The sequence below is a fragment of the Mesorhizobium dulcispinae genome (assembly GCF_033977345.1).
In the GTDB taxonomy this organism is placed as follows: domain Bacteria; phylum Pseudomonadota; class Alphaproteobacteria; order Rhizobiales; family Rhizobiaceae; genus Mesorhizobium; species Mesorhizobium dulcispinae.
This window is the reverse complement of record NZ_JAVIIY010000008.1, coordinates 141,240-156,943: the sequence shown is the minus strand read 5'-3', so window position 1 is coordinate 156,943 and position 15,704 is coordinate 141,240. Positions and strand designations below refer to the sequence as shown.

Annotated in this window: 14 protein-coding genes; 2 read left to right on the top strand and 12 right to left on the bottom strand. The window is 64.5% G+C overall.

Annotated elements, in window-relative coordinates; all coding sequences use genetic code 11:
• Window positions 1-2: 2 nt before the first annotated feature.
• From RFN30_RS18760 to RFN30_RS18735, 6 genes are all read right to left on the bottom strand, one after another.
• Window positions 3-848: an ABC transporter permease gene (locus RFN30_RS18760; RefSeq protein WP_320263570.1), complete on the bottom strand. Its 846-nt coding sequence runs from the start codon at window positions 846-848 to the stop codon at window positions 3-5.
• A gap of 2 nt (window positions 849-850) precedes the next feature.
• Window positions 851-1,801 (bottom strand): ABC transporter permease, encoded by a 951-nt coding sequence (locus RFN30_RS18755; protein WP_320263569.1) that lies wholly within the window; start codon window positions 1,799-1,801, stop codon window positions 851-853.
• Window positions 1,802-1,889: 88 nt separating this feature from the next.
• Complete coding sequence (locus tag RFN30_RS18750) at window positions 1,890-3,500, bottom strand: ABC transporter substrate-binding protein (protein ID WP_320263568.1); 1,611 nt, start codon at window positions 3,498-3,500, stop codon at window positions 1,890-1,892.
• Between the two features lie 65 nt (window positions 3,501-3,565).
• Window positions 3,566-4,258: an HAD-IA family hydrolase gene (locus tag RFN30_RS18745; RefSeq protein WP_430699066.1), complete on the bottom strand. Its 693-nt coding sequence runs from the start codon at window positions 4,256-4,258 to the stop codon at window positions 3,566-3,568.
• Window positions 4,259-4,526: 268 nt separating this feature from the next.
• Entirely contained in the window at window positions 4,527-5,900 is a 1,374-nt protein-coding gene (locus RFN30_RS18740) for an aspartate aminotransferase family protein (protein WP_320263566.1), read from the bottom strand.
• 14 nt (window positions 5,901-5,914) lie between these two features.
• Complete coding sequence (locus tag RFN30_RS18735) at window positions 5,915-6,754, bottom strand: GNAT family N-acetyltransferase (RefSeq protein ID WP_320263565.1); 840 nt, start codon at window positions 6,752-6,754, stop codon at window positions 5,915-5,917.
• Window positions 6,755-7,074: 320 nt separating this feature from the next.
• Here RFN30_RS18735 and RFN30_RS18730 point away from each other — a divergent pair, with 320 nt between their 5' ends.
• Window positions 7,075-7,743 (top strand): haloacid dehalogenase type II, encoded by a 669-nt coding sequence (locus tag RFN30_RS18730; RefSeq protein WP_320263564.1) that lies wholly within the window; start codon window positions 7,075-7,077, stop codon window positions 7,741-7,743.
• Window positions 7,744-7,759: 16 nt separating this feature from the next.
• On the top strand, window positions 7,760-9,034 hold the full coding sequence (locus RFN30_RS18725) for an NAD(P)/FAD-dependent oxidoreductase (RefSeq protein WP_320263563.1): 1,275 nt from the start codon (window positions 7,760-7,762) through the stop codon (window positions 9,032-9,034).
• A 35-nt stretch (window positions 9,035-9,069) separates the two neighbouring features.
• Here RFN30_RS18725 and RFN30_RS18720 read toward each other — a convergent pair whose 3' ends face one another.
• The 6 genes from RFN30_RS18720 to argE form a co-directional block, all read right to left on the bottom strand.
• Window positions 9,070-10,527, bottom strand: a complete 1,458-nt coding sequence (locus RFN30_RS18720) for an NAD-dependent succinate-semialdehyde dehydrogenase (RefSeq protein ID WP_320263562.1) — start codon at window positions 10,525-10,527, stop codon at window positions 9,070-9,072.
• Window positions 10,528-10,544: 17 nt separating this feature from the next.
• A complete protein-coding gene (locus RFN30_RS18715; protein ID WP_320263561.1) occupies window positions 10,545-11,588 on the bottom strand; it encodes a tartrate dehydrogenase in 1,044 nt (347 codons plus the stop codon).
• 10 nt (window positions 11,589-11,598) lie between these two features.
• Window positions 11,599-13,062, bottom strand: a complete 1,464-nt coding sequence (locus RFN30_RS18710) for an aldehyde dehydrogenase family protein (RefSeq protein ID WP_320263560.1) — start codon at window positions 13,060-13,062, stop codon at window positions 11,599-11,601.
• Window positions 13,063-13,215: 153 nt separating this feature from the next.
• Window positions 13,216-13,569, bottom strand: coding sequence for a cupin domain-containing protein (locus tag RFN30_RS18705; protein ID WP_320263729.1), 354 nt, complete (start codon window positions 13,567-13,569; stop codon window positions 13,216-13,218).
• Between the two features lie 24 nt (window positions 13,570-13,593).
• Window positions 13,594-14,517 carry a 2-hydroxyacid dehydrogenase gene (locus RFN30_RS18700; protein WP_320263559.1) on the bottom strand — a complete coding sequence of 308 codons (924 nt, stop codon included), beginning with the start codon at window positions 14,515-14,517 and terminating at the stop codon, window positions 13,594-13,596.
• 13 nt (window positions 14,518-14,530) lie between these two features.
• Window positions 14,531-15,655: an acetylornithine deacetylase gene (argE, locus tag RFN30_RS18695; RefSeq protein WP_320263558.1), complete on the bottom strand. Its 1,125-nt coding sequence runs from the start codon at window positions 15,653-15,655 to the stop codon at window positions 14,531-14,533.
• Between the last annotated feature and the right edge of the window lie 49 nt (window positions 15,656-15,704).

Below are 15,704 nucleotides of genomic sequence, written 5' to 3'. Positions count from 1 at the left end.
GCTCATGCGTCCCTGTCCCTGATCTTCTGCGGCAGGTTGTCGATCAGCAGGTTGACGCTGATGGTGAGGCTGGCGATCGCCAGCGAGGGCACGATGACGGCGGGGGCCGCGAAGGGCAGGCCGCCAATGTTCTCGCGCACCAGCGCGCCCCAGTCGGCCAGCGGCGGCTGCAGACCGAGCCCGAGGAAGGAGAGGCCCGAGAGCAACAGCACGATGAAGACGAAGCGCAGGCCGAAATCGGCCAGCACCGGACGGATGATGTTGGGCAGGATCTCGGACCCGATGAGATAGATTGTGCTCTCGCCGCGCACGCGGGCGACGGTCATGAAATCCATCGTGTTTATGTTGACGGCGAGCGCCCGCGCGAAACGGTAGGCGCCCGGGATGTAGATGACGGCGAGCGTCAGGATCAGCACGGGGATCGACGAGCCGACAGCGGCGACGACGACAAGGCCGAACAGTTTGCTGGGAATGGAGTTCATGGCGTCCAGGAAGCGGCTGAGGCAGGTGTCGAGCCAGCCACCGGTGACGGCCGCTATCATTCCCAGCACGACACCCGAAAAGCAGGCGATGGACACCGCGGCGAGCGATATGCCGACGGTGTAGCGCGCGCCCATAAGGACCCGCGAGAGCATGTCGCGTCCCAGATAGTCGGAACCGAGCCATAGTCCTTGACGCATCGGTCCGAAATAGTCGTCGTCGACGATGTCGCCGATCGGATGAGGAATGATGTAAGGCGCGAAGATCGCGACGACCGTCCACGCCAGGATGACCAGCGAGGCGACGACGCCCACGAGGTTGTAGCTGTGGCCCAGGAAGGACCGTCGAGAAGTTGCCGCGCGAGCCATCGTTATCTGAGCCTCGGGTTGGACATGATGGCGATGATATCGGCGGCCGTGATGAGCAGGAGGTAGCCGAGGCAGAAGATCATCGCGCAACTCTGGATCAGCGGCAGGTCGCGGGTCGCGACCGCATCGACCATCAGCTTGGCGATGCCGGGATAGTTGAAGATCGTTTCGACGATGATGACGCCGCCGACCAGATAGGAAAGCGAGAGCGCGACCGCGTTGACGATCGGCCCCAGAGCATTGGGAAGCGCGTGCCTGAGCACCATGCGGCTGGGCGAGGCGCCCTTGAGAAGCGCCATCTCGACATAGGGCGTGGAGAGCGTTTCGATCACGGCGGCGCGGGTCATGCGGATCATCTGGGCGGAGATGACGAAGGTGAGGGTGATGACGGGCATCGCATAGATGCGCACGAGGTCCGTCAGCGAATGCGCCTCGTTGACCGAGGACAGCGCCGGAAGCCATCTGAGATAGACGGCAAAGAGCAGCACCGCGAGAGTCGCGACCATGAACTCCGGCACGGAGATGACGCCGATCGAAAGAATGGTGACGGTGCGGTCATAGAGGGAGCCGCGCAGCATCGCGGCGGTGATGCCAAGCGTCAGCGCCAGCGGCACCGAGATCAGCGTGGTGATGCCTGCTAGCTTCATGGTGTTCACAAAGCGGCCGCCGATCAGCGCGGCGACCGGCATCTCGTTGGCATAGGAGGTGCCGAGGTCGCCGTGCAGCAGGCCGAGAAGCCAGCGCAGGAAGCGCAGGATCGCCGGATCGTTGAGATGCATGGCCTCGCGCAGGCCGGCGACCGCTTCGGGCGTCGCCGCTTGGCCGAGCAGGATCGACGCGGTGTCGCCAGGCAGCATGCTGGTGGCGAAGAACACGGCGAACAGGACGATCAGAAGGGTGATGACCGCCACCGCCAGCCGCTTCGCCACGAGTTTGAGAACCCCAGACTTCATGGAAGCGCTCCCTGCGGTTGCGTTCGGCCAGACAATTTTGCGCAATGCAGTGCCGGGGACCGGCTGACCGGTCCCCGGCAGGCGCCTCTCAGGCTTCGAGCCAGAGGTACTCCGCCATCGCGTAACCCATCATGCCACCGAGCGGGTTCGCTTCCAAACCCTTCACCTTGCTGGAGAGGGCATCGACGTTGGAAATGTAGGCTGGGATGATGGTGCCCGCCTCCTCGGCGATCATGGTCTGCATTACGCCGTAGATTTCCTTGCGCTTGGCCTGGTCGAGCAGGCCGCGCGCCTCGACGAGCAGCTTGTCGAACTTCTCGGATTTGTACTGGCTTTCGTTCCAGGGCGCGTTGGAGGCATAGAGCAGCGAGAACAGGATGTCCGGCGTCGGGCGCGGATTGATGTTGCCGAAATGAACCGGCGCCTTGAGCCAGTAATTGTCCCAATAGCCGTCGGAGGGGACGCGCTGCACATCGAGCTTCATGCCGATATCCGCGCCGGCGGCCTGGATGATCACCGCCATGTCGATCGACGAGGTCGCGGCGTCGGAGGCGACCACGGGGATGGACTGGCCGAGCAGGCCTGCCTTTTGGAAGTGGAATTTCGCCTTGTCCGGATCGAAAGCCTTCGGCTTGAGGTCGGCATTGTGGAAGATGTTCGCCGGCGAGACGGGCTGGTCGTTGCCGATTTCGCCGAGTCCGCGCAGCGCCGATTTGACGATCTGCTCGCGATTGACGAGATACTTCATGCCGGCCACGAAGTCGGCCTTGCTGCCCGGATCCATGTCGAGCCGGATGTTGAGGTCCGTGTAGTTGCCCGATGTCGTCTTCGACAGTTCGAAGCCCTGCTGGCTCTCCAGCAGCTTCATCGAGCGCGGATTGATCGAGGCCGCAAAATTGATGTCGCCGGAAATCAGGGCGTTGACGCGGGCGCTGTCGTCGGTGATGGCGATGAATTCGAACGAGTCGAGATAGGGCTTGCCCGACTTCCAGTAGTTCTTGTTCTTGGTGACCACCGAACGCACGCCCGGTTCGAACGTCTGCAGCACGAAGGCGCCGGTGCCGTTGCCCTTGGAGAAGTCCGTGGTGCCGTCCGCCACGATCATGAAGTGATGGAGCGCCAGGATAGTGGGGAGGTCTGCGTTCGGGTCGGCGAGCGTGATCTCGACGGTCGACTTATCGACCGCCTTGAAGCCGGTCATCTGCGCCGCGATCTTGGCGACCTTCGAGCCGACCGCTTTGTCGAGATGGCGCTTCAGCGAGAAGACGACGTCGTCGGCGGTGAGGTCCTTGCCGTCGTGGAAAGTGACGCCCTTGCGCAGCTTTACGGTCCAGGTCTTGGCGTCTTTGCTGTCGAAGCTTTCGGCCAGCTCCATCTGCGTCTTGCCGTCCTTGTCGAGGAAAGTCAGCCGGTTGTAGAGCGAGCAGCAGCGGACATAGTCGGTGGAGAGCGACGCCTTTGCCGGATCGAGCGTATCGGCGGTCGAGGATGACCAGCCGGCCGCCTTGAAAGTTCCGCCGGAAACCGGCATGGCGGCGACGGCTTGCGTGGCACGGCCAAGCACCACGCCGCCCGCGGCAACCGCGGCGCCGCCGGCCAGCAGCATCTTGAGGAGTTCGCGGCGGCTGGCGCCCCGTCGAATGGCATTTTCGACCATGGCATCGTCTGCTCTGGTCCAGTTCGTGATCTTGTCTGTCATGTCATTCCCCTTTCTGATGGTTTCGCCGGAATGCTCGTCTTATCGCGCGCTTTCCGGGCTTGGGCTCAGGTTCGTTCCTTCAGGCTTTCCCGCACGGCCGATGCAAAGCCGGCCATCGAGGTGAAGTGGTAGTCCGGCATGGTGAAGCGCTCGGGCTCGATCGTGCCGCCGTAGCCTTTCTGGGCGTGCCGGCGCTCGATCCAGCAGTTGGTCATGCCAAGCGTTCGGGATATGCCGATGTCGTGATACTGGCTTTGCGCGACGTGCAGGATGTCGTCTTTGCTGTCGCCGCGGGAGGCCACGAAATCGAAGACCGCCCGGAAGAAGGCCGGGTCCGGCTTTTCCGTGCCGGTATCGTCGGCCGTGAAGGTGGCGAAGAAGGGCGATCCGAGTTGCTTCTCGAAATGATCGAGCGCCCAGCGCCGGGCATTGGTCATGGCAATCAGCCTGTGGGATTTCGCAAGGTCGGCCAAGGCCGCCGCGCTGTCGGGGAAGCCTTGCCAGGTGCTGGCGGAATCCCGCAGGCGGACGCCATATTTCTCCTCGGCCGGCAGGCCGAGCCGCGGCGCGATGACCATGTAGACACGCGCCAGATCGTCGGGGAACAAGCCTGCGTCGGGCATGTAGCGAGCCTGCCGGTAAAGGGCTAGCGCCTCTTCACCGTCGATCGAAACTCCGGCCTCGGCGGCAATCCCGGCCAGGCATCTTGTGATGCCGCCTTCGAAGTCGATCAGCGTGCCGACCACATCGAAGGTCATGTATTTGAATTCGTTAAAGCCCCTGGCCAAGACTGGCTCTCCTCTGCGTGCGACTGAATTGCATCATGCTGAACAGAACAAAATTCCGTGCTGTCCGGGGCGTCGGCCTTGTTCAAAAGCCCGGAAATTTGGGCTGTCTGGCCTTCTCTTAAAAGCAGTCTGGCACTTCCCCCGCGCTGGATTCGCCGAAAAGGCGCGGGGTAGCGGCACAAAATTGCGAAATCGTCCGCCCCGGCGATATTTCGAGATGCGAAAAATGCGTCGCCCGTCATGCAAGGGCCTGGCGGATATCGGCATCGTCAAGCGTCTGGTCGAGCGTTCGACGCGTGCGCTCGATGATCGCATCGACGTCGCTATCCGTGCAGCAGAGCGGGGGTGCGTAGCCGAGAACCCCATGCGCAAAGGCACGGATGATCAGGCCGTTGTCCCACGCCCTGTCGAAGACCCGACGCGCCGGCATGGACGAGGCCGGAAGCGGCGTCTTTTTCTCTTTGTCGACCACCAGCTCGATCGCGGCAAGCATGCCGCGACCGCGCACATCGCCGACGAGAGGGTGGTCGCTCAGGCCCGACAGGCCCGCCATCAGGCGAGCGCCTGCCCTGGTGCCGTTCTCCAGAAGGCCGTCCTCATAGAGCTTCAACACCTCGAGCGCGACGGCGGCGCTGACGGGATGGGCGGAATAGGTGTAGCCATGGCCAACCGCCGCGTTGCCCGCGGCGTCGGCGATGACGTTGTAGACATGATCGGCCATGAACACGGCGCCCATTGGGACATAGCCGGAGGTCAGGCCTTTCGCGGTCGTCATGAAATCCGGAACGATGTCCTCGTCCGTGCAAGCAAACAGAGGGCCGGTCCGGCCGAAGCCGGTGATCACCTCGTCGGCGATGAACAGGATACCGTATTCGCGGCAGAGCTCGCGCATCGCCTTGATCCAGCCGTTCGGCGGGACGATGACACCGCCCGAGCCCTGGATGGGCTCGGCGTAGAAGGCGGCGACCCGCTCCGGTCCGATCGCCTCGATCTTCGCCTTCAGCGCGGCGAGCGATGCGGCGATGATCGCGTTGCCATCCTCACCAACCGGGTTGCGATAAGGGTAGGGCGACGGGATCTTGTGCTGCCATTCGAAGGGAATGCCGAACCCGGCGTGGAAGGCAGGCAGCGCCGTCAGGCCGGCGCCGACCACCGACGATCCGTGATAGCCCTGCTCGATCGAAATGAACTGGTCGCGCTGCGGCTCGCCCCTGGCATTCCAGTAGTAGCGGACGAAACGGATCGTGCTGTCGACAGCGTCCGATCCGCCAAGGGTGAAATAGACGTGGTTGAGATCGCCGGGCGCGCGGTCAGCCAGTTCCGAGGCGAGCCGGATGGCCGGCTCCGAGCCGAGATCGAAATAGGCAGTGGCGTAGGGAAGCTCGCGCATCTGCCGGGCCGCCGCCTCGACGATGCTGTCATGGCCATAGCCGGCATTGACGCACCACAGCCCGGCGAAACCGTCAACGAGTTGCTTGCCGGATGCGTCGGTCACGGTCGCGCCCTTCGCCGATTTCAGCACGCGCACGCCGAGCGCCTCGTGGCCGCGATAGGAGGAGACCGGATGGATGAGATGGGCGCGGTCGAGTTCGATCAGGGAGTTGGCGAGCATTTTTGTCCTCGTGACTAGCCGAGCGCCTGGTTGGCGAGGGCGTAAACTTTTGGCCTGGCCTGCGCCGCGTCCGTCCTGGATGGACGGTCCATGGCCACGCCGCCGCCGACATGAGCGAGGCCGATTTCCGTGAGCCAGCCGGCGATGCCTGTCCTGCTGTCCGTATCCACGCGCAGGAAGGCGCCGGGGCGCGACGCGGCGAAGAAACCGATCAGTGCTTTGGCTTCCTCCGCGCTACCCGCAATGACCGGGCCGATCACCTCGCCGCGCCCGAACGGGCGGATAGCGGCATAGGCCTCAATGGCGCCGTTGCGGCGAATGACGGCGAATTGGCCTCGCTCGGCCAGCGCATCGATCAAGGCTTCGCGGTCGGCGCCATAGGCGTCGCGGTCCAGCCCCTTGATCTCCGGCAGGTCATCGGCGCTTGCCGCTTCCGCGCCATCCGGCGCACCAAGATGAGTCACGCTGCCCTGATGCTGCAGGATGTTGCCCGAGGGCGCGAACCCCAGTTTCTGATAGAGGGGCATGCCGTCCGCCGTCGCGACGAGCCGCAGCGGCCGATTTTCAGCAAGGGCGAAGGCCTGTTCCATCAGCCGGCGCCCGAGCCCCTTGCCACGCACGTTCCTGTCGACGATCACCATGTTGATCATGGCGCAATCCGCGCCATAGGGCGTCACCAGTATGGTTCCGGTGACCCGGCCCTGGTTGTCGAGTGCCACCGCGCCGCTCGAAAGCTGCAGCGCCATTTGCCAGTCCTGCGGGCGATGCGGCCAGTTCTCCTGGCGAGAAAGCGCCACCGCGCCCTCGATATGGTCAGGCCCGAAGTCCCGGAGTTCGATCTCGCCCTGCTGCATGAGGCATCCTTCCGTCTGCCTCTAAGTCTCGGCCATTGGCGCGCCGCAGATCGTCTGAAGGTTTCGACTTCGGCGGTATCATTCGCCGTTGCGCGGGGCATGCGCCGCATCTTGTGCTGGCATCCATCGAACTGGATGCGCTTCACGCCTCCGACCGGCGCATCCGTCGGCGCTCAAGATGCTACAGCGTGCCAAACAGGACGGCGGATACGAAACTTTCTGCTTTAGGGAGGCGCTTTTCGGTCAGGTGGCCCGCCGCCTGCCGGCCTATGATGGAACACATCCCAGAGCGGGTGTGCTTCCACCGGAGATCGACGGACATGGCTTCTTTCAGGCCCAAATACATCACCTTCGACTGCTACGGCACGTTGACCAATTTCCAGATGGCGGAAGCGGCGCGCGACCTCTACGGCAGCCGGCTGGACGAGCCGCGCATGCAGGAGTTCATCAAGAACTTCGCGGCCTATCGGCTGGACGAGATCCTTGGCGACTGGAAGCCTTATGCCGACGTCATCCACAACGCGCTGGAGCGCGCCTGCAAGCGCAATGCTGTCGTCTTCAGCCCCGACGATGCCAAAATGGTCTATGAGCGCGTTCCGACCTGGGGACCTCATGCCGATGTTCCGGCAGGCCTTGCCAAGGTCGCCAAGGAAATTCCGCTGGTGATCCTCTCCAACGCGATGAACGCACAAATCATGTCCAATGTCGAGAAGCTCGGCGCGCCGTTCCATGCCGTCTACACGGCCGAGCAGGCGCAGGCCTATAAGCCGCGCTTCAAGGCCTTCGAATACATGCTCGACATGCTGGGCTGCGGCCCGGAAGACATCCTTCACTGCTCGTCTTCGTTCCGCTACGACCTGATGTCGGCGCATGATCTCGGCATCAAGAACAAGGTCTGGGTCAACCGCGCCCACGAGCCGGCCAACCCGTATTACGGCTATGTCGAGATCGGCGATATTTCCGGGCTTCCGGGCGTGGTCGGGCTTTGAAGCAGACGGATTGCCAATGAAGCTGGTTTCCTACTGGTACGACACGGCACCCGTCTTTTCCGGCGGCGCGCAAGGCCCGGTCGAGGGACACTACGATGTCGCCATCATCGGTGGCGGCTTCACCGGCCTCGCCGCCGCGCGCCAACTGGCGAAGGCCGGCGCCAAGGTGGTCGTGCTGGAAGCGGAACGGGTCGGCTGGGGCGCATCCGGGCGCAATGGCGGGCATCTGAACAACGGCCTGGCTCACAGCTACCTTTCGGCCAAGGCGGAGTTGGGCAAGGAACGGGCAATCGCGCTCTACCGGGCGCTGGACGACTCCGTCGACGCCATCGAGGCGCTGGTCGCCGAGGAAGGCATCGGCTGCAACTTCCGCCGCGCCGGCAAGCTGAAACTCGCTTCCAAGCCGCAGCATTTCGAAGCACTCGCCCGCAACTTCGAAGCCATCCATGCCGAGGTCGATCCGGATACGGCGCTGCTGTCGCCGGCCGATCTCAAGTCGGAGATCGGCTCGCCCTTCCATGGCGCGATGCTGTCGAGGAAAAGCGCCATGATGCATATGGGCCGTTATGTAGCTGGGTTGGCAACTTCCGCTACCCGCCACGGCGCCATAATCCACGAGAACGCTGCAGTGACGGATCGCAAGCAGGCCGGCACTCGGCATGAGCTGACTACCTCGCGCGGCCGGATCAGCGCCGACAATGTGCTGGTGGCGACCGGCGCCTACACGACGCCGAACTTCGGCTACTTCCGTCGCAGGATCATCTCCGTCGGCAGCTTCATCATCGCCACGCGGCCGCTGAGCGATGCGGAGATCGCCGCGACCATGCCCGGCAACCGGACATGCGTGACCTCGATGAACATCGGCAACTACTTCCGGCTTTCGCCGGACAACCGCCTGATCTTCGGCGGCCGCGCACGCTTCTCGGCGACATCGGACCAGCGCTCAGATGCCAAGAGTGGGCAGATATTGCGGGCAAGCCTCGCGGCGATTTTTCCGCAACTCGCCAAGGTCGAGATCGACTATTGCTGGGGCGGGTTGGTCGACATGACCAAGGACCGCTTTCCGCGCGCCGGCTACCATGAGGGGGTCTGGTACGCGATGGGCTACTCCGGCCATGGCGCGCAGCTTTCCACCCATCTCGGCATGATCCTGGCCGATGCCATGCTCGGCCGCGAGGACCGCAATCCGCTGAAGGGGCTCGAGTGGCCTGCCATCCCAGGCTATTCCGGCAAGCCCTGGTTCCTGCCGATGGTCGGCCTCTACTACAAGGCGCTCGACCTGATTCAGTGATCCGGGCGAGGTGGTCAGAGCTCAGCTGAATTACTTCAGCTGAGCCCACCTATATGGAAGCTTTTCATCTCGAGATATTCCTCGATGCCGGCCTGCGCGCCCTCGCGCCCGAGGCCGGACTGCTTGACGCCGCCGAAGGGGGCTATCTCCATCGACACCGAGCCGGTGTTCAAGCCCACCATACCGAATTCCAGCGCCTCGCCGACGCGCCAGGCGCGTTTCAAATTCTCGGTGTAGAAGTAGGAGGCAAGCCCATAGGGCGTGCCGTTGGCGAGCGCGATTGCTTCCTCTTCGGTCTCGAAACGGAAGAGCGGCGCGACCGGGCCGAAGGTTTCCTCGCCAGCAAGTTCCATGTCTTTAGTAGCGCCCGTCAGTACCAACGGCGCGACATATTGTGGGCCCTCCGGCAGCGCCGGTTTCCCAGTAACGATCTCAGCACCCTTGGCGAGCGCGTCCTCGACATGGCGGTTGATCTTCTCGACCGCCGCCATGTTGATCATCGGCCCGATGGCGACACCGGCCTGTGTGCCGGGCCCCACCGTCATGGCGTTGACGCGGGCGGTGAGCTTCGCGGCGAAGGCATCGTAGACCCCCGCCTGGACGAGGATGCGGTTGGCGCACACACATGTCTGGCCGCCATTGCGGAATTTCGAGACGAGCGCGCCCTCGACTGCGAGGTCGAGATCGCCATCGTCGAAGACGATGAAGGGCGCGTTGCCGCCGAGCTCGAGGCTGAGCCGCTTCACGCTGCCGGCCGCTCCGCGCATCAGCAGCGAGCCGACCCGCGTCGAGCCGGTGAAGGAGATCTTGCGCACTGTCTCGTTGGCCATGATCTCGTTGCCGATCTCGGCCGGCATGCCGGTGACGATGTTGATGACGCCCGCGGGAATTCCCGCGCGTTCAGCGAGCACGCCGAGCGCCAGCGCGGAATAGGGCGTGAACTCGGAGGGCTTGATCACCACCGTGCAGCCGGCGGCCAATGCCGGCGCGACCTTGCGGGTGATCATGGCGTTGGGAAAGTTCCACGGCGTGATGATGCCGCAGACGCCGACCGGTTCCTTCAGGACGATGATGCGGCGGTCTGATGTAGGCGAGGGGATGGTGTGGCCATTGATCCGGCGCGCCTCCTCGGCGAACCATTTGACGAAGGATGCGCCATAGCGGATCTCGCCTTTGGCCTCGTCCAGCGGCTTGCCCTGTTCCGTCGTCAGGATCAGCGCGAGATCGTCCAGATGCGTAAGCATCAGGCCATGCCAGGCCTCCAGCAGGCCAGCGCGCTCGGCGTTGGTCTTCTTTTTCCAATCCCGATAGGCGGAAGCCGCGGCCTCTATGGCCGCGCGGGTTTCCGAACCGGCCATGTCGGGGACGGTGCCGATCGCACTCTGCGTCGCGGGATCGATGACATCGACCGTTCTGCCGGAAGCGGCCCCGACCCATTTGCCGCCGATCAGGCCGGCCTCGCGGAAGAGATTTTTGTCTTTCAAGCTTTTCATCGAAAACGACCTTGCAATCAGGTGAGCGCCGCGACGACGGCGGCGGTGATCGCGTCCGTCTTGTCCTTGCCGGCAGCAGTCCCAATGCCTCGCGCAGTTGTCGCTTCAATCGCCTTCAAGACGCGGCCGGCTGCGGCCTTTTCGCCGAGATGATCGAGCATCATGGCGCCAGACCAGATGGCGGCGATGGGATTGGCGATGCCGAGATGGGCGATGTCGGGGGCGGAGCCGTGCACCGGCTCGAACATGGACGGCGCCGAACGGTCCGGGTTGATATTGGCGGAGGCGGCGTAGCCGAGCCCGCCCTGGATCGCCGCGCCGATGTCCGTCAGTATGTCTCCGAATAGGTTGGAGGCGACGAGCACGTCGAGGCTTTCCGGCGCCATGATCATGCGCGCGGCAAGCGCGTCGACGTGATAGCTGGTCACGGTGACGTCAGCGTACTCCGCGGCCAGCTTGCGGGTGATCTCGTCCCAGAACACCATCGAATATTTCTGCGCATTGGACTTGGTGACGGAGGCAAGCTTGCCTCGCCGTGCCCGCGCCTGCTCGAAGCCGAAGCGCAGGATGCGCTCGACGCCGGCGCGGGTGAAGATCGAGGTCTCCACCGCGACCTCGTCCTGCGTGCCTTGATGCACGCGCCCGCCGGCGCCTGAATATTCGCCTTCGGTGTTCTCGCGGATGCACAATATGTCGAAGCTCTCGGCTCGCAACGGTCCGGTGACGCCCGGCAGCAAGCGGTGCGGCCGGATGTTGGCGTATTGCACGAAGGCCTTGCGGATCGGCAGCAGCAGCCCGTGCAGCGAGACAGAATCCGGCACCTCGGCCGGCCATCCGACGGCGCCGAGAAGAATGGCGTCGAAGGCGCGCAAGGTCTCGATGCCGTTCTCGGGCATCATGCGGCCGGTCTCTTTGTAGAATTTGCAGGACCATGGAAACTCGGTTCCGGTCAGGGCAAAGCCGGAGTGCTTGGCCACCGTTTCCAGCACCGCCCAGGCCGCGGCGGTGACATCGCGACCGATGCCATCACCGGGGATCAGGGCTATCGAGTAGGTCTTCATCGGCATCTCTCTAGAGGCTGATCAGGACGCTCTTGGTCCTGCGATTGGCGAGATAGGCCTCGCGGCCAAGGTCCTTGCCGATACCGGAGCGCTTGTAGCCGCCGGTCGGCAGGATATGGTCGCGCGAGCGGCTGTAGCGGTTGACCCAGACGGTGCCTGCTTCGAGCTTGCGCGCGAAACGGATCGTGCGAGACAGATCGGCGGTGAACAGGCCGGAAGCCAGTCCGTAGGTCGGATGGCTGGACAGCGCCAGCGCCTCGTCCTCGGTCTCGAAGGTCTGGACCGTCAGGACCGGGCCGAAGACTTCCTCGACGATCGCCGGATTGGCCTGGTCGACATTGGCGATCAGTGTCGGTTCGTAGAAATAGCCACGGCTGTCCATAGAGGTGCCACCGGTCAGGCATTCGCCGCCGGCCTCGACCGCGGCCCGCACGATGCCGTCGACGCGCGCGCGCTGCCGTTCCGAGATGATCGGCGAATACAGCGTGGTCTCGTCCCAGGTCGGGCCGGGCCTCACCGCCTTCATCTTTTCTAGGATCGAGGCCGTCAGCCTGTCGGCCACACTCTTCTCGACGATCAGGCGCGTGCCGGCCACGCAGGCTTGGCCAGCGTTGAAGGTGACGCTGGTGGCGATCGCCGCCGCCGCCTTGTCGAGATCGGCATCGGCAAAGACGAGCTGGGGACTCTTCCCGCCAAGCTCCAGCGTCATCGGCTTGACGCCGGTGCGGGCGACGTTCTCCATGATCGCCGAGCCGGCGCGGGTCGAGCCGGTGAAGCTGACCTTGGCGATCTCCGGATGGCCGGTCAGTGCCGTGCCGGTGGTTGGCCCATCGCCGAGCACCACGTTGACAAGTCCTGCCGGCAAACCGGCTCTGACGGCGAGTTGCGCCAGATAGACGGCCGAGAAAGGCGTCATCTCGGAGGGCTTCAGCACGACTGCATTGCCCGCGGCCAGCGCCGGGCCGAGTTTCCAGCCGGCCATCGAGATCGGAAAATTCCAGGGCGTGATCGCGCCGACCACGCCATAAGGCTCGCTCATGATCATACCGAGGCTGGCGTCGTCGGTCGGCGCCAACTCGCTGCCTTCCTTGTCGGCGAATTCGGCGAAGAAGCGGATCTGCTCGGCGGTGACGGCGATGTCGCCGGCGACGAGCTGGCCGACGGGTCGGGTCGAGCACAGCGCTTCGACTGTGGCGAGCGCTGTGGCTTCGGCCTCGATCAGGTCGGCCCAGGCCTGCAGCGCCCTGGTGCGCTCGCGTGGTCGGACGCCGCCCCAGTTGCTGGCCTTCAGCGCCGCCTTGGCGCTCTCTACCGCGCGGTCGACCATATCAACACCCGCCACGGGACAGGCCGCATAGGATTTGCCGTCCGACGGGCGGTGCATCTCGATTGCGCCCGCTGCAGAAGTCAGCTCCCCGCCGATGAAATGGCCGACGGGGAGGGATATCGTCTCGGGATCGAAGCTCAGGCTCATGGGCAAACCACTCGGCAGTGTCGGCTTGAGTCTAGCGCCTGCCGGCACCCAGCATGCGCTGTTCGATGATCCACCGCCGACGAATGTTGCGTGTCGGACGTCAGTGACGGCAAAATCTTCCGCGCGGAGGTTCAGCGCCGGCGCGGACGCTCACTAGCCTACCGTGACGTAGATCTTACGCACGGTCTCGATGGTCCTCCAAACGCCGCTAAAGCCCGGCTTCATCACGAAGCTGTCGCCGGCGCGGTAGGTCACCGGCTTGCCGGCGTCCGGGGTGATTTCAACCACGCCGGAAAGGATATGGCAGAACTCGAAGGTCTCCCCCTTGATCGAGCGCGTCTCGCCGGGCGTGGCCTCCCATACGCCGGTATGGACGAGGCCGTCCTTGGCGACGTCCTGCGCCCAGGTCTTGAAGGCCGGGTCGCCGGCAATCAGCCGTTTGGGCAGCGCGCTGGATTCGCGTGGCTGGAAGACTGGATCGGTATCGATGGTCTTAAGCAGGGACAAGGAGTGGTCCTTCATGTTGGATTTTCAATAGCCGCGCGTCCGGTCGACAAGGCCGATGGGATCGAGACCGGCACAGTGGCGCTTGATGTTGTCGATGACAGCGCGTGCGGCGGTTGCCGGCTGGGTCACGCTGGCGACATGCGGGGTCAGGACGACCTTCGGATGTGGCCAGAATGGATGGCCAGCGGGCAGCGGTTCGGGGTCGGTCACGTCGATCATCGCCGCCGACAGATGGCCGCTGTCGAGCGCGGCGACAAGCGCTTGGTGGTCGAGCTGCGGTCCCCGGCCGGTGTGGACGAGCGCCGCGCCTTCAGGCAGTTTCGCGAACAGGTCGGCGTTCAGGAAACCGCGCGTATTCTCGGTCAGAGGCAGCAGGCAGACCAGTATGTCGCTTGCCGCGAGCATCTCCTCAAGGCCGAGCTCGCCATGATAGCAGGTCACGCGCTCGATCTGGCGCGGCGAGCGGCTCCAGCCGGCGAGCGGAAAGCCGAAAGGCTTCAACCGGTCGAGGACGGCCTGGCCGAGTTGTCCGAGACCGAGCACGCCGACCCGGCGCGACTCGGCCTGGGGCTGCGCGATATCGCGCCACTCGCCGCGGCACTGCTGCGCCAGATAGGCGGGCAGGTTGCGGTGGAGCGCAAGCACGGCGAGCGTCACATATTCCTGCATCATGCGCACGATGCCTTCCTCGATCATGCGCACGACCTTCACCGTCGCGGGCACCGCATCGAAGCGGAACTGGTCGACGCCTGCGCCGAGGGAAAACAGGATTTCCAGCTTCCTGTAGCGGGCGAGGTTCTCCGGAACGGTCCAGGTGATCAGATAGCGCACCGCGTCGGGATCGACCGCAGCGGCATCCATGGCGAACGGGACGTCCGGCAATTCCGCGGCGAACGCCTCGGCGAAGATCGCGCCGCGCCGCGCGTCGGAGTTGAACAGGAAGGTCATTCCGGTTGTTCCTTCATGCCGCGCAACGCGCGCCCAGCGCCTCGATCATCCGCTGGCAGGCGGCGAGTTCGTCGGCGAGGATGTATTCGTCCGGCTTGTGAGCGCGGCCGATATCGCCCGGGCCGCAGATGATCGCGTCGAAACCGGCGGCCTGGTAGAGCCCGGCCTCCGTGCCGTAGCTGACGGCGGCGAGCGGCGCCTCGCCGGTCAATTCGCGGAGCAGCGTCGCCAGTGCGGCGCCTAGCGGCAGCGATAGCGCCGGATAGGCGCTCATCGGCGTCCACTCGATCCGAAAGCCATCGACCGCAAGGGCCTCGGCCTGCGCCTTGACGGGCGCGAGCAGGCTGGCTGGGTCGATACCGGGGATGGCGCGCGCCTCGAGGTCCAGTGTGCAAATATCCGGGATGATGTTGACCGACTGTCCGCCGGCGACCACGCCGGCCTGCAGCGAGGAGTAGGGCGGCTCGAAGGCCTCATCGAACGGACCGTGTGTCAGCCGCTCGGCTTCGCTCACGGCCGCGCTCAGGACGTCGGCCATGGCATGGATTGCGTTCAGCCCAAGATCGGGCCGCGAGGAATGGCCGGAGCGTCCCTTGATGATAACGCGGGCCGCCGCCTTGCCCTTGTGGCCGCGCACGGCACGCAGGCCGCTCGGTTCGCCGACGATGACCCCGAGCGGCTTGGCGCAAAGCTCGGGAAGACGGGCGATCAGATGCGGCACGCCGCGGCACCCAATCTCCTCGTCATAGGAAAACGCGAGATGGACCGGCCTGGCGAGGCGCAGCCCCGCCAGTATGGGCACAGCCGCCAGCGCGGCGGCCAGAAACCCCTTCATGTCCGTCGTGCCGCGTCCATAGAGGCATTCGCCCTCCCGACGCAGCGCGAAAGGGGGCGAGCTCCATTGCGGCTCAGCGGCGGGGACGACGTCCATGTGGCCGGAGAGGATATAGCCCGGAACATCTGCGGGGCCGATCGTCGCGAAAAGATTGGAACGGTCGCCTTCCGGCCCGGCAAGCAGGGTGGCCTTTGCCCCATGTTCGGCGAGATAGGCCTCGATCCAGCCGGCGATATCACCGTTCGCTCTGCCGGCGACGGATGGAAAGGCGACGAGACGGTCGAGGATGTCGAAGACGTTCATTCCAGCCCTCAGGCAGTTAAGGTTCGCCGGCATCGATGCAGCTGCTGGT

Coding starts and splice junctions, on each gene's coding strand:
- RFN30_RS18760 (WP_320263570.1), bottom strand. CDS start 848: ATGGCTCGCGCGGCAACTTCTCGACGGTCCTTCCTGGGCCACAGCTAC.
- RFN30_RS18755 (WP_320263569.1), bottom strand. CDS start 1,801: ATGAAGTCTGGGGTTCTCAAACTCGTGGCGAAGCGGCTGGCGGTGGCG.
- RFN30_RS18750 (WP_320263568.1), bottom strand. CDS start 3,500: ATGACAGACAAGATCACGAACTGGACCAGAGCAGACGATGCCATGGTC.
- RFN30_RS18745 (WP_430699066.1), bottom strand. CDS start 4,258: ATGACCTTCGATGTGGTCGGCACGCTGATCGACTTCGAAGGCGGCATC.
- RFN30_RS18740 (WP_320263566.1), bottom strand. CDS start 5,900: ATGCTCGCCAACTCCCTGATCGAACTCGACCGCGCCCATCTCATCCAT.
- RFN30_RS18735 (WP_320263565.1), bottom strand. CDS start 6,754: ATGCAGCAGGGCGAGATCGAACTCCGGGACTTCGGGCCTGACCATATC.
- RFN30_RS18730 (WP_320263564.1), top strand. CDS start 7,075: ATGGCTTCTTTCAGGCCCAAATACATCACCTTCGACTGCTACGGCACG.
- RFN30_RS18725 (WP_320263563.1), top strand. CDS start 7,760: ATGAAGCTGGTTTCCTACTGGTACGACACGGCACCCGTCTTTTCCGGC.
- RFN30_RS18720 (WP_320263562.1), bottom strand. CDS start 10,527: ATGAAAAGCTTGAAAGACAAAAATCTCTTCCGCGAGGCCGGCCTGATC.
- RFN30_RS18715 (WP_320263561.1), bottom strand. CDS start 11,588: ATGAAGACCTACTCGATAGCCCTGATCCCCGGTGATGGCATCGGTCGC.
- RFN30_RS18710 (WP_320263560.1), bottom strand. CDS start 13,062: ATGAGCCTGAGCTTCGATCCCGAGACGATATCCCTCCCCGTCGGCCAT.
- RFN30_RS18700 (WP_320263559.1), bottom strand. CDS start 14,517: ATGACCTTCCTGTTCAACTCCGACGCGCGGCGCGGCGCGATCTTCGCC.
- argE (WP_320263558.1), bottom strand. CDS start 15,655: ATGAACGTCTTCGACATCCTCGACCGTCTCGTCGCCTTTCCATCCGTC.